The following is a 13179-nucleotide window of genomic DNA, read 5'->3' as shown; positions in this document are numbered from 1 at the left end:
TAGTTGTGAAAAGAGTTTAGTCGTTGAATACATAGCCACTTTGTGATTTATTTATCGTCAAAATGGAATCAAACTCACAGGGAAGACAATGCAACGCAAACCCATCGATAAAGCACTACTATTCGGTGTTCCGGCTCTTCTACTCGCTCTTTTTATTTTCAATATAAATGCAGACGGTGAATTAAAACTCGCGTCCACTATCGGTAGCGTAGGGTTATGTGTTGGCTTTTTCTCTTATTTAAGAAGTAGGCGCTTCGGTAATAGATATCCCATTGAAAAATTGATAGAAAAAGATGGTGATGTTGTAGTGTTTCAATTTTTACATGGACTTGATCGCCAGCCCCTCAGGGTAAACGCGAATACTATCTATGCGCTTAATTTTTCTCACCATTACCTTGGAGTTATCTTGGAAAAGGGCAACGGCAGAGGGTTTGACTTTCACTATCCTCATAAGGAAGCCGCAATAAAAGCGAGACTTCAAGAGGTGCTTGGTGATGATGGGTTTAACAACATAAAAGTGAATGTATAGATAGAGCAAAGGTAGTTTTAAATGGAAGCCCGTGAGTAGTTTTTACTTGCGGGCTTTTTTATTTTATCAGTGTAAAAACTTACGCAAACACCACGGTCTTATTTCTGTGAATAATCACGCGGTCTTCTAAATGGTAGCGCACACCGTGAGCCAGTGCGGTTACTTCACAATCTTTACCTTTGCGCACCATGTCAGCCGCGCTATCGCTGTGACTAATGCGTTTTACGCTTTGCTCAATGATAGGGCCTTCATCTAAGTCTTTAGTAACGTAGTGACAGGTTGCACCAATTAATTTCACGCCGCGATCATAGGCTTGCTGGTATGGCTTAGCGCCTGCAAAACTGGGTAAGAAGCTGTGGTGAATGTTAATAGCTTTGCCTTCTAATTCTTGGCAAAGGGTATCAGGTAAAATCTGCATAAAGCGAGCAAGCACGGTCAAATCAATCTTGTACTCTTGAAGTAAGGTCGTGATTTGCGCAAATGCTGCTTCTTTTCCTAATGCTTTAAAGTCTACCCAATGGAAAGGGACTTTGTACCAGTCGGCAAATTGTTTCATTTGCGGGTGGTTACCAATAATCACCGGAATATCACAGTGTAGTTCGCCTGTGTGCCAACGGTGAAGCAGGTCAACTAAACAGTGAGACTCCAGGCTAGCTAACAGCGCAACGCGCTGTTTTTTGCTAGAGTCGCTCAGCTTCCAGTTCATCTGATATTCGTTAGCAAGTGGGGTGAACTCTTTAACAAAGCTCTGGTGATCTAATTTTAGCGAGTCGGTACTAATTTCATGGCGCATGAAAAAGCGGCCTGTTTGTAAATCGGTATGGTGACTTGCTTCAACGATGGTTGCGTTATGGTCGGCTAAAAATTGCGACACGCTAGCAACGAGCCCGATTTGATCAGGGCAATCTATAACTAATCTAAATGTTTGTTGCATGTGGGCAGAATGGTTAAAAAAACAGGCTATCTTTTTACCCGTGACGCTAGGCGTTGTAAAGGCTAAGCGCCATTTAAAACCAGCTTAAATTGCTATAACTCATAATCATGCTGAGTCTTTAGCAATTTCTGGCTTTAAAAGAGCGCTCATAAAAGCGATGGGAATGAGAAAGACTCGCTCGGTGTTGGATTTATCTTTATTCGTCAGTTATTCCACGCCGCAGCTTTTCTCTTACTGACATATTGTGCTTTAACGACCAAGACTGACGAATAGGGTAGGTCACTCCTTGCGGCGTAGAAACTGATTCAAACAGATGAAATGCTGAAATGTGGACGTCTACGCTCGGGCTGTAAAGTGGTAGTGGTAAGGTCGAAGTGGCCTTTCGAACAAGGGTTACGTGAGGTTTATACTCTCTGTTTTCTAGCTCAATTGCCGCTCTACGAGCCGCTTTTCGCGATAGTTTGGCGAGTTCGTTGAGTGCTTTTGGCGTATCTGTCGGTGCAGCGAAAAGTATTTTAGGGCCATTCCATAACCCCGTTGTATTTAGCGTTAAAGAAAAGGGTTCGCTAACGAGCTGGTCGAGTTCATACACAAGTGCCTCGTGCTGACGATGATTTATTTCACCTAAAAAGCTTAGCGTAATGTGGAAGTTTGCCGCTGGCACTGCATAAGGTTGTGCAGGCCCTTGACTGTTGATGTGGTCGTTATGCTTATTGGCAAACTTACGGGTTCGAGTTGATTCGCTTTTCACCCATTGGCGAGGCATGACTTCAGGCAATGCCTGTTGGCGCCAGCTGTCTAGAGCAAGCTTTTCTGTGGCGCTAAGGTCTAAACCAATAAAGCTTCGCATAGCTTTCCTCCTTCAAATTTGCCCTTTAGTTTGTACATAAAGTTAACGTGTCACCTGCAAGGTAAAAGCGTTGCCACACGTTCATCAAGACTTAAACTTGTCATAGTGCTACCTACGAATTCCAAACAAGGCGCAAGCGTTATGTCTTGTACCAAGTTTAAAAAATAGCAGTGATGTTCGGGTACATCGTGCAAATCAGGTACACTATACTCATCAACTTATAACACCTTTATGCCCTTTATGTTACAGCCGTTTTCTCATTTACCTGCTTATGAACTTGTTACACCGTTACGCGAGGCGGTTACAGCTAACAACACCATTATAGGGGCGCCGCCGGGCGCGGGAAAGTCTACTGTGCTGCCTTTGTCGCTGCTTCAATCATCGCTTCAGGGAAAAATACTTCTTATGCAGCCACGGCGCGTGGTGGTGAGGAACCTAGCTGACTACTTAGCCAGGCAGTTAAATGAAAATGTGGGCGAAACGGTTGGCTATCGTATTAAGGGGGAGTCGAAAACATCGTCTGCCACTCGGCTTGAGATCATAACCGAAGGGGTGCTGTCTCGCATGATTCAGCAAGACCCTGAGCTTGCTGGGGTAGCTGCTATTGTCTTCGATGAATTTCACGAACGCAGCATTCACAGTGACTTTGGTTTGGCACTAGCGCTTGAAGTGCAGTCTGGACTTCGCGATGACTTACGTTTAATTATCATGTCGGCGACCTTGGATGTAGGGCCACTTCAAACGTTGCTGAATGCGTTTAGCGTACTGCCAGTAGTGAATTTGAATTCCGAAGGGCGCATGTTTCCCGTTGATATCCGCTACACTCAAGATGTGCAGGCGCATGAGTTAGTACCCAAAACCTGCAATATCATAAAGCAGGCCGTAGGCGAACACGACGGTGATATATTGGTTTTCCTGCCTGGGCGAGGAAGCATTAATGCCGTTGCCAGAGAAATAAAAGGGTTAGCTGAGAGTGCGGACATGGCCGTTCACATGCTCTATGGGGCGCTGAGCAAATCAGTCCAACAAGCCGCTATTATGCCAGACCCGCAAGGCAGGCGAAAAATCATATTATCTACCAATATTGCAGAGACAAGTTTAACCATTGAAGGCGTAACTGTGGTTATTGATAGCCTATGGGAAAACAGTGCACAGTATCATCCGTCAAGTGACATTACAGCGCTTACCCAGCAGCGCATTTCGCAAGCATCTGCCACTCAAAGAGCAGGACGCGCGGGGCGGGTCATGGCCGGAACCTGCTATCGTTTGTGTAGCAAAAGCAGCTTTGAACGTTTGGCCAAACACAATGCGGCACAAATTGAAAAAGAAGACTTAAGTAGCTTCTTACTTGATACCTTAGCCTGGGGCAGTAGCCCAGATACCTTGGCACTATTGACTAAACCCACACGGGCGCAGCAGCAGATTGCACAGCAAAAACTTCAGCGCGTTAATGCTATCTCACAATCCAGCATTACTCCCTATGGAAGAATGCTGGCCCAGTTACCCTGTCAGCCCCATTTAGCCCATTTATTGTTGACCGCTAAACAAGGCATTGAGGGGCTTAGCCCATCTGAAAACGATGCGCTTCGCTACGCCGCACCTTTTGTTGTGGCCCTTAGCGAAAGTAATATCAGTGTGGGCGGCGCAACAAATGTAATGGAAGCGCTGCTAAACGCCAATAGTAATACGCGCAGTCAGCTTACACTGCAAGCTTCCCGTTATGCGCGCTACGTGCAAGATAATGATGGAAAAGCACAACGCTTAAAGCTTGATATTAACGAACTAGATGAGCAAGCCCTTGGGCTTGGTATCGCCATCGCATTTCCTTTGCAGGTGGGCTATCGGCGCAGTGCGTCAGATAAATCGGCAGAGAACTCGAATACAACAAACGGTAAGCCTAAGACCAGCATAGTCGAATATAAGCTGGCAAGTGGCAAAGGTGCAGAGCTCACTTCTGCTGGAAGCTCCTCTGCTTTTGATGAAAGCGAAAATGGCGATGGGCCATGGCTGGCAGTGCTTGACGGGCAGCTGATAAAAAGCACGGTGGCAATACGTTTGGCACAGCCTGTACATGAACGCGGGTTGCGCTTTGCCTTTCCAGACGCATTCAGCGAAAAGCGCAGCGTTATTTTCAACAACGATACTGGGGTAATGGAAGCCAGAGTAAGTACGGGCTTTTACGACATAACGTTAAATAGCACACCGGTTTCTGGGCAGGAAAAAAGTCGTGAAAAAGCATTCTGGGATGATGCGTTATGCAATGCATGGTTTACATACCTTGATGCGCTTTCTCTAGCAAGCTGGCCACTTTCTGATGCAGACTGGCAATGGTGGCGAAGAGTGTCCATGGCGGGAAAGCTCAATTTACCACAAGAAAAAGCCTTCGATGAGCCCGACCCCTGGCCGTTGTCATTAAGCGCCCTGGTGCACCAGGCCAAAGACAGTTTAGCGCCTGTCTTAAAAAACTGTAAAAGCATAAAAAATCTCAAGCAGTTACCGTGGAAAACAGCCTTGAATAATGGTTTGTCTTGGCCTCAGCAAGATGCGTTAGCCACGCTCTTGCCAACTCACGTGACTATTCCAACGGGCAGAGAGGCTAGCCTGGATTACCGCGATAATGGGGATGTGGTGCTGTCTGTCAAAATGCCAGAATTGTATTCTCAAAGCACGCCATTAACGGTAGCGGGTGGGCGAGTTACGGTTGTGTGCGAACTGTTGTCGCCAGCAGGAAGACCATTACAAACCACCAGTGATTTAGCGGCATTTTGGCAAGGCAGTTATAAGGAAATACAAAAAGAAATGAAAGGGCGCTATCCAAAGCATTTTTGGCCAGATGACCCAGCAAATGCATTGCCGACCAGCAAAACAAAAAAGCATATGTAGCGCGCCGATACGGCTATACGAACCCTCGTTTTCAGGTGATTTTTGTTTGTTTTAAACAAGAGTAGTATTTATACGCCTTTTTCTTATATGCCAGTATCGTACATGTATGTTTTTTACGACAGTGGTCGTACGCGGAAACTTGCGCTAAGTTGGAGTATGTAATCTTACTCTTATTTACGGGTTAAACGACGCAATGAAACTACCTTGTTTTGCTACTGCTGCTTTTTTTTTTGTTACTTCAATTAACGTACAAGCTCATGATTTTTGGCTAGAACCCACAGCCTATCGCTCTAAAGAGCCGAGTTCGCTGGCATTGCAGTTTAAAGTGGGTCATAAGGAAGATACGTCTCATTGGAACCTTGCATGGGATAGAATAGTCGCGTTACGCACCTACTCTTTTGACGGTGTGACTGATATGGCTGCCAGTGTTATACCTAAAACCTCAATGCTGCCGGGAATGGCAAAAACAACCAAGCTCCCATCCGGTACTCACGTCATAGGGTTTGAAAGCTATCACGCCACAAGCACATTAAAAGCGAAGAAGTTTAATCAGTATGCAAAAGAAGAAGGCTTAACTGAGGTGTTGGCGCACCGCGAGGCGAGGGGACAAAACGATATCGCCGGTAAAGAGCTGTACTCTAGAAAGGCGAAAACCATTGTGCAAGTTGGTGACGCGGTAACGAACAACGCATTAAAACCCATTGGCCACACATTGGAAATAGTACCCCTTGAACATCCTTACAAGCTTGCAGGAAACACGCTATCTGTTCAGGTATTATTTAAAGGTAAGCCTTTGAGTAACGCGCTTATTGATGCGTATTCCTTGGTTGATCACAGTGCTAAAGAGCAAGCGGTTAAAACGGATAGTGAGGGCAAGGCAACATTTAAATTTGACGTCGAAGGACCTGTAATTCTGAATACAGTTTGGGGAGTCCCACTTACAAATAGTTCGGCAGCAGATTTCGAAACCTACTTTTCAAGCCTAACGTTTGAATATGTTCAGTAACCAATAAGCTGAACGGTTTTTACCTTACCGATTACTGAAAATACCAAATGATTAATGCGCCCCTGAAAGGGCGCTGTTTTAATCAAGATTAAGAGTTAGCTTTGCTTGCCAGGTCAATATTAAGTGCAGCCATCACCTCAAGACCCGGAAACCCATCTGCAATCATATTATTGCTAATTTGGTAGTTGCGAATGCCTTCTCGCGTGGCTGGGCCAATAATGCCGTCAGGCTTACCCACATCAAAGCCTAAATCATTCAGCTTGCTTTGAAGGGCAATAATATCTTTGCGACTGTACGCAGGCAGGTCGGGCAAGGTGGCTTTAATACCAGACGCGCCAGCAATGCGGTCGGCCAATACACCAACGGCAATGGCATAAAATTCAGAGTTGTTCCAGCGCATAATAACGCGGAAGTTTTTGTAGGCGATAAAGGCGGGGCCATTGTGACCTGCAGGCACAATAACGTAGGCCGTAGTGTCGTCATCGCCCAACTCAGAGCCGTCAGCTTTTTTCACGCCTTGGGCATTCCATTCGCTTAGGGATTTTCTATTTTTATAGCCTGACTCTTGATAATCAAAGTTTTCGGGCAATTGCACTTCACGACCCCAGCGGAAAGCTCGTTCCCAACCTAGACTAGCCAAGAAATTAGCCGCAGAAGATAACGCATCTTCTTCACTCGCCCACAAGTTGATTTGCCCATCGCCATCGCCATCAATAGCGTAGTGGGTATAGGCCGAGGGCATAAATTGGGTGTGACCCATTGCACCGGCCCACGAGCCAATCATGTCCTCTTTTTGCAGCTTCTCTCGTTCCATCAGCTTCACAGCAACAAGAAACTCTTGTGTGAAGTAGGTACTTCTTCGTTTATCACAAGCCAAAGTGGCAAGCGAATCGAGTACCGGCATTTTGCCTTTATAAGAACCAAAGTTTGTTTCTAGCCCCCAGAAAGCAAGCAGGTAATGAGGAGGCACGCCGTATTTTTCGCTTAGCTTATGCAAAAGCTTGTCGTGCTTTGCATACATCTCTTTGCCTTTTTCGGTGCGCCAGTCGGTAACGCGCTTGCTGAAGTACCCTGGAAAGGTTTGTACAAACTCAGGTTGGCTTCGGTCTAGCTCTATCACACGGTCTTGGTGGACAAGGCGAGGAAATACATTATCGATAGTTTGCTGGCTAACCCCTTCTTGCTTGGCTTTATCGGCAAGTGCTGCGGTGCAGCTAGCGAATTGTTCATTGGCTAGCGCTGAACTCATTGTCGCACCCGCTAGAAGCAGCGCAATAGAGGCGCGAAGTGACGGTCGAAGAAATGAGGCGTAAGACTTAGCCCCTTTAGGCGAACGAGTTGAGAAAAAAGAAGACTTAAATGAAGCTAAGCGCATAGTACGGTTCCTGTGTTACTTGCCAGCATGCTATCGCATTGTGACCGTGAAACGCGAGTAAAATTCATTTTCGTCCTTCAACATATAAGCAACATACGACGTTTTAGCATTAAAGAAACACCAAGTGTGCATATTTGGAAACAGTTGTTGAGAGGCTGCCTGAATGGTAATGTAAACAGTATTGAAACTAACGTTTTAACAGGCGTTCGTTAAATTCATATCGCAATATGTGCGATGTCATCCTCAATGATCTTCATGGCGTTTTCACGTGGCAAAAAGACAGACAAAAGACAATCCATCTTCAAAAAGTAAAGCATCTAGCAATGGTAAAAGCTCGGCCAAGCGTTCGTGGTTTTTCAAACTGTTTTGGCGAGTCGCGCTTATTGGTTTGGTTGTGCTTGGGGCGTATGCCTTCTACCTTGACGCCCAAATTAAACATGCGTTTTCTGGGAATAAATGGGAAGTGCCTGCACAGATCTTCGCTCGTCCGTTGGAAGTCAGCAAGGGTGAAGAGATAACGCCCCAAGAAGTCATTGATGAACTTAATTTGCTGGGCTATCGAAAGGTGACTTTTGCTGACAGTAGCGGTGAGTACAGCTATCAAAATAAAGTGCTGACAGTTCAGCGCCGGGCGTTTCAGTTTCCTGAAGGTGCAGAGCCGTTGCGCCACTTGGTGATAACGTGGGAAGGAGCGCGCATTGGTGAAATTTACGACAAGACTCAGAGTCGACCCTTTGGCTCGGTTAGGCTTGAACCTTGGTTAGTAACGCGTATGACAAGCGGTTCGCAAGAAGACCGCATGCTGGTAACGTTAGACACTATTCCTGAAATGTTGCCTAAAGCGCTAACGCTGGTGGAAGACCGCAATTTTTATAATCACCATGGCGTTGCGCCGCTTTCAATTTTGAGAGCCCTAATGGCAAATATTGCAGCCGGTAGAACGGTTCAAGGTGGCAGCACGCTAACGCAGCAGCTGGTTAAAAACATGTTTTTAACCCGTGAGCGTTCTATTGTGAGAAAGGCCAAAGAAGCCATTATGGCGGTGATCATTGATGCCCGTTATAGCAAATCAGAAATTATTGAAGCGTACTTAAACGAAGTGTTCTTAGGGCAAAATGGTGATATGGCCGTACATGGTTTTGGCCTTGCCAGCTACTTCTATTTTGACCGACCAGCTAACGAGTTAAGTACACCAGAGATAGCCACGTTGGTTGCTATAATCAAGGGGCCATCCTATTACAATCCTCGCAAATATGCCGAGCGCACGAAAGAGCGTCGTGATCTAGTGCTGCGCATGCTGTTTGATGAAAATGAAATTAGTCGTCAAGACTACGAACGCTTTGTGAATATGCCGCTAGGGCTTGCCAGTGGTGCGAGCTTAGCAAGCGGTAAACACCCTGCGTTTATGGAGCAGGTGCGTAGAGAACTCAATGAAATTCTGGCAGAGCCAAGCTTAAGAGACTCGGGTGTAAAAGTGTTTACAACACTTGATATCGTAGCTCAGCGCCGCGCTGAAAGTGCATTGTCAGGCACATTAGACGGCTTGCAAAAAGACAGGCAGGTACCCTTACAGGGCGCAATGGTAGTGACTGACAGCGCAAGTGGTGAAGTACGCGCTATTGTAGGCGGAAAGAACTTTGCGTTTAAAGGCTTCAATCGAGCGCTAGACGCAAAACGTCCAATTGGCTCGCTGATTAAACCTGCGGTTTACTTAACTGCATTAGAAGATCCAACACAGTTTAACTTGGCAACGCCGCTTAAAGACGAGCCCATTACCCTTGAAAGTCGAAATGGAAAAACCTGGTCCCCGCAAAACTACGATAAAGAGTTCAGAGGGCAGGTACCGTTACTTCAAGGACTTGTCGAGTCTTTAAATATACCAACCGTTAATTTAGGCATGCAGATAGGGCTTGATGCGTTAGCCGATACGATAGAACGATTAGGAGTAACCACGCCGGTCGACAAAGTACCGTCGTTGACCCTTGGTGCTTTTGAATTGACACCATTTAGTACCAATCAAATGTATCAGACCCTATCAAATGATGGGCGTTATATCCCTCTTCATACGGTGACTTCTGTAGTAACAGCAGATAATGCGCTGCTTTGGAAGAAGGCGGAGTTTTTTGCACAGCGCACCGATGAGGCGGCGACCTATCTACTCAACTATGCGTTGTACAAGGTAACCACAGAAGGCACAGCGAAGCGCATTGGCTGGAATTTTGGCAATGTGAATATGGCTGGCAAAACGGGCACCACAGACGATTACCGCGATAGCTGGTTTAGTGGTTTCGATAGAAACAATGTGGTTACGGTTTGGGTAGGCAATGACGATAACCAACCGGTTAACTTAACCGGTGCAGGTGGTGCCTTGCCTGTCTTTATAAACTATATGAAATCTCAGTCACCTAAATCATTATCAAGACGTTTCCCCAAAGGCTTAGGCATTGCACACTTTGACGCCAAGACTGGCGCTGTTGTGGTTGCAGGGTGTGCAGGAAGTTTAAGCGTACCGGCTATTTTGGATGTGCTTCCTCCACCTCAACAAGATTGTTCAGGCCGTCCTGTAGACAAAGACAGCGATAAAGATGAAAAAAGCTGGTGGGAACGCATATTCGGATAAAAAAACTCCAGGAAGAAGATAGAAAACACAATCACTTGGCTGGGATACTGTCAGTGCTTTCTATCTCCCTCTGGAGTAAAAGGCCCAGGGAAGGCAAATTTTTTAGCGGTAGTCGGTTAGGTTCCTATTTGTTTTTATTGCGTTTTCAGTGACCTTTCTGAAGGAATAGGCGCGCTGTTGAAAACACCAGCGCACTGACTACAAACGCAATAACCGGACCGAGTACCACCATAAATAGGGTTGCGGCGGTTAACATGTGCATTCTCCTTATGCGTCGTTATCGTCTGAGTTGATAGGCTCAATCGGCGTAATAGTGATGTCAGCAACCAATGCATTTGCTTCTTCTACTTCTGGCTCAAACGTATGACTTGCAGTTAACACGTCATAAGTCACGCCTAGATCCAAGTTCTGCTTTACGTCGTGCATGGCGCTTTCAACGATAAAATCTGTATGCGAAACAATATTGTTCTGAGTGTCGTCAGCGAACGCTGATGCGCCCAATACGCTAGTTGCTAAAGTTAGTGCAGTGAAAGTTTTGCGACCGATAAACATAGTAATCTCCAAAAATTAAGTTAGACACTGCACTTGAACATACTGCGTGGCAGCTATTATGTTGCTAAAGGTTTCGATAATAAGTCGTTATCAATTAACAATTAGTTTATAGCGAGGGATGTGCCAACTCGTTAAAATAATGTAAGTATATGAATTTAATGAATTTTAACTTTTTATAAAAAATAAAGGTGGAATTGAAGAATTAAAGAGATACTAAAATTTAGCGAATTTAATGTAGAGGTGGTCAAAATGACTAACGAAACGTTTTTGACATTCGCGCAGCGACACTGGTTACCATGAGAAAGGTCGAAAATAGGGGCGCAGGTCTATAAAAAAGAGCAGCGCCGCCAATGTGTAAAAGAGTGAATAGGTCTAGGACGCTTTACTTCTAAATTGTGAAACCATTGTCACTACTAGCGCAATGATCACACCAGCAGCAATACCAACAACACCATCAGCAAGTATAGACATAACCAGCGATACGTCTGGGATAAGTGCGGTAAACCAGTCGGTAATAACGTGCAAAAAGCCAATGCTGTGTGTGAGGATGCCACCACCGACTAAAAACATAGCAACAGTGCCTACAACCGCAAGGGTTTTCATTAGTGCGGGGGCGGCGACCAATAGCGCTCTGCCAACAAATCGTTGAAGGGTGTTCATTGAACCTGTTAACGACTTGCGAAGCATGTAAAGCCCGACATCGTCCATTTTAACTAGTGCCGCTACCAGCCCATAAACGCCAAGGGTAATGGCTAAGCTTAATGCTACTAGCACACCAATTTGCGTAGTAAGTGTTGCATCGGTCACAGTCCCTAATGCAATAACAATGATTTCAGCAGACAGTATGAAGTCGGTGCGTATAGCGCCTTTAATTTTATCTTTCTCAAACGCTACCATATCCACATCTTCATGGGTAAGCGCTTCTATTCTGGCTTCTCGTGTTTTCTCTTCATCTTCGTGGGGAAGGTATTTGTGCAGCAGTTTTTCCGCACCTTCAAAACATAAATATAACCCGCCTAGTACCAAAAGGACGGTTATAAGTGAGGGAACAAAAGCACTGATGGCCAACGCCGCAGGAACCAATATTGCTTTATTAATAAGTGAGCCTTTTGCTACTGCCCATACAACAGGTAGCTCTCGGTCTGCTTTAACGCCTTGAACCTGGTCGGCGTTTACCGCCAAATCGTCACCCAAAACGCCCGCTGTTTTTTGCGCCGCGACTTTCGACATGGTTGCGATGTCGTCCATTAACGTTGCTATATCATCAAGTAGGGCAAGTAAGTTAGCTGCGGCCACGTCGAGTATCCTTTGTTATGTATTACAGTTAGAGTAATCGCCAGTAAATAGCAGCTTAGCGTACTTAAAACATGGGTGATATACAATCAGGAATAAAGCCGATAAATCACAGTTTTTAATGGCGCCGTCGGTGGAAAAAATGTGGTGACTGTTGGCATTCATTTATTTTCAGTAATTGTTTTATTTCAACCCTTTACTTATCCTTAAAAGTAGTGTTCGACGCCTTCCTAGGCGTATCAAATATTGCACGTATTTGTGACAAAATGAATAAAAGTGCTTAATCTAACGGCAGAGAGTACTGAGTTAACGGCAAGGAAATAGATGCAAATAAACGGTGAGTTAAGCAAAAGTTCAGTACTACCTTATATGGACTGTTGGGAGCAATAAAATGACTGACAGCCCAATTCCATCGCTATCCGTACGCTCTTATACGAAGCAAACGTGCCGCCATAAACACAACTACTTTCAGTTAGTGCTGCCTATCAACGGACATATTTTGATAGAAATCGATAATTTTAGCGGGCGAGTAGGCGTAGGCGAAGGGGTATGCATAGCGCCGAATGAGGTCCATTATTTTAGCGCTAACGAACTGTCAAAATTTATTGTGGCGGACTTGGAGTACGTGCCAGTTAATTTAAATGACAGGTTGCACCCGATATTTCAGGTAACGTCAGCATTACAAGCATTTTTATCGTTTGTAGAGATTCAAATTAGCCAATTTGCTGACCAAGGCCATGAAGAAATATTGGCGCTATTTTTAACCTTGCTAGAAACATCCTTGAAGGGATGTGGTATGGATAAGCGAATGACTCCTGTATTAAGTCATATTCATCGAGATCTTTCTCGAGGCTTTACTCAGGTGGAGTTAGCACAGATAGCCTGCATGGGAACAACGCAATTCAAAATACGTTTTAAAGAGGCCACCGGGCATAGTTTACGAGATTATCTTGTGAAAGTGAGAATGGAAAAGGCCAAAGCACTGTTAAGAAATACGGATACTCCAATGTTGAGCATTGCTCAACTGACGGGATATGACGATGTTCCAGCATTTAGTAGGCGGTTTAAAGCGTATTTCGGGCAACCCCCTAAGTTTTTCAAAAGAAAATAACTATCCTGATGTGACGGTAAATAGTT

The 13179-nt window shown here is 45.2% G+C and carries 10 protein-coding genes; 5 read left to right on the top strand and 5 right to left on the bottom strand.

Annotated elements, in window-relative coordinates:
* The first annotated feature begins 88 nt into the window (after positions 1-88).
* Entirely contained in the window at positions 89-529 is a 441-nt protein-coding gene (locus E5672_RS18535; protein ID WP_136783686.1) for a hypothetical protein, read from the top strand.
* A gap of 79 nt (positions 530-608) precedes the next feature.
* Here the strand turns inward: E5672_RS18535 and purU are convergent, their stop codons facing one another.
* Positions 609-1463, bottom strand: a complete 855-nt coding sequence (gene purU, locus E5672_RS18530) for a formyltetrahydrofolate deformylase (RefSeq protein ID WP_039217723.1) — start codon at positions 1461-1463, stop codon at positions 609-611.
* A 196-nt stretch (positions 1464-1659) separates the two neighbouring features.
* A complete protein-coding gene (gene thpR / locus E5672_RS18525) occupies positions 1660-2313 on the bottom strand; it encodes an RNA 2',3'-cyclic phosphodiesterase (RefSeq protein ID WP_136783685.1) in 654 nt (217 codons plus the stop codon).
* Between the two features lie 231 nt (positions 2314-2544).
* On the opposite strand from thpR, the gene hrpB reads away from it, so the two are divergent.
* Positions 2545-5196, top strand: coding sequence for an ATP-dependent helicase HrpB (hrpB, locus tag E5672_RS18520; RefSeq protein ID WP_136783684.1), 2652 nt, complete (start codon positions 2545-2547; stop codon positions 5194-5196).
* Positions 5197-5389: 193 nt separating this feature from the next.
* On the top strand, positions 5390-6202 hold the full coding sequence (locus tag E5672_RS18515; RefSeq protein ID WP_136783683.1) for a DUF4198 domain-containing protein: 813 nt from the start codon (positions 5390-5392) through the stop codon (positions 6200-6202).
* 88 nt (positions 6203-6290) lie between these two features.
* Here E5672_RS18515 and E5672_RS18510 read toward each other — a convergent pair whose 3' ends face one another.
* Positions 6291-7577 carry a lytic murein transglycosylase gene (locus E5672_RS18510; RefSeq protein WP_136783682.1) on the bottom strand — a complete coding sequence of 429 codons (1287 nt, stop codon included), beginning with the start codon at positions 7575-7577 and terminating at the stop codon, positions 6291-6293.
* A 268-nt stretch (positions 7578-7845) separates the two neighbouring features.
* Between E5672_RS18510 and mrcB the strand changes: the two genes are divergently transcribed.
* A complete protein-coding gene (mrcB, locus tag E5672_RS18505) occupies positions 7846-10197 on the top strand; it encodes a penicillin-binding protein 1B (RefSeq protein WP_136783681.1) in 2352 nt (783 codons plus the stop codon).
* Positions 10198-10464: 267 nt separating this feature from the next.
* Here mrcB and E5672_RS18500 read toward each other — a convergent pair whose 3' ends face one another.
* Both E5672_RS18500 and E5672_RS18495 read right to left on the bottom strand, forming a co-directional pair.
* Positions 10465-10749, bottom strand: coding sequence for a hypothetical protein (locus tag E5672_RS18500; RefSeq protein WP_136783680.1), 285 nt, complete (start codon positions 10747-10749; stop codon positions 10465-10467).
* 372 nt (positions 10750-11121) lie between these two features.
* Positions 11122-12045: a DUF808 domain-containing protein gene (locus E5672_RS18495; RefSeq protein ID WP_136783679.1), complete on the bottom strand. Its 924-nt coding sequence runs from the start codon at positions 12043-12045 to the stop codon at positions 11122-11124.
* Between the two features lie 388 nt (positions 12046-12433).
* Here E5672_RS18495 and E5672_RS18490 point away from each other — a divergent pair, with 388 nt between their 5' ends.
* The gene (locus E5672_RS18490) at positions 12434-13153 is read left to right on the top strand and encodes an AraC family transcriptional regulator (RefSeq protein ID WP_136783678.1); all 720 of its coding nucleotides are present in this window, start codon (positions 12434-12436) and stop codon (positions 13151-13153) included.
* The last annotated feature ends 26 nt before the right edge of the window (positions 13154-13179 follow it).

Source organism: Alteromonas portus, from assembly GCF_005117025.1.
GTDB classification, from domain to species: Bacteria; Pseudomonadota; Gammaproteobacteria; order Enterobacterales; family Alteromonadaceae; genus Alteromonas; species Alteromonas portus.
The sequence above is the reverse complement of the archived record's forward strand: the minus strand, read 5'-3'. Positions and strand labels throughout refer to the sequence as shown.

What these genes read in the sequence shown, in the direction of transcription:
- E5672_RS18535 (WP_136783686.1), top strand. Translation starts at nt 89, where the DNA reads ATGCAACGCAAACCCATCGATAAAGCACTACTATTCGGTGTTCCGGCT.
- purU (WP_039217723.1), bottom strand. Translation starts at nt 1,463, where the DNA reads ATGCAACAAACATTTAGATTAGTTATAGATTGCCCTGATCAAATCGGG.
- thpR (WP_136783685.1), bottom strand. Translation starts at nt 2,313, where the DNA reads ATGCGAAGCTTTATTGGTTTAGACCTTAGCGCCACAGAAAAGCTTGCT.
- hrpB (WP_136783684.1), top strand. Translation starts at nt 2,545, where the DNA reads ATGCCCTTTATGTTACAGCCGTTTTCTCATTTACCTGCTTATGAACTT.
- E5672_RS18515 (WP_136783683.1), top strand. Translation starts at nt 5,390, where the DNA reads ATGAAACTACCTTGTTTTGCTACTGCTGCTTTTTTTTTTGTTACTTCA.
- E5672_RS18510 (WP_136783682.1), bottom strand. Translation starts at nt 7,577, where the DNA reads ATGCGCTTAGCTTCATTTAAGTCTTCTTTTTTCTCAACTCGTTCGCCT.
- E5672_RS18500 (WP_136783680.1), bottom strand. Translation starts at nt 10,749, where the DNA reads ATGTTTATCGGTCGCAAAACTTTCACTGCACTAACTTTAGCAACTAGC.
- E5672_RS18490 (WP_136783678.1), top strand. Translation starts at nt 12,434, where the DNA reads ATGACTGACAGCCCAATTCCATCGCTATCCGTACGCTCTTATACGAAG.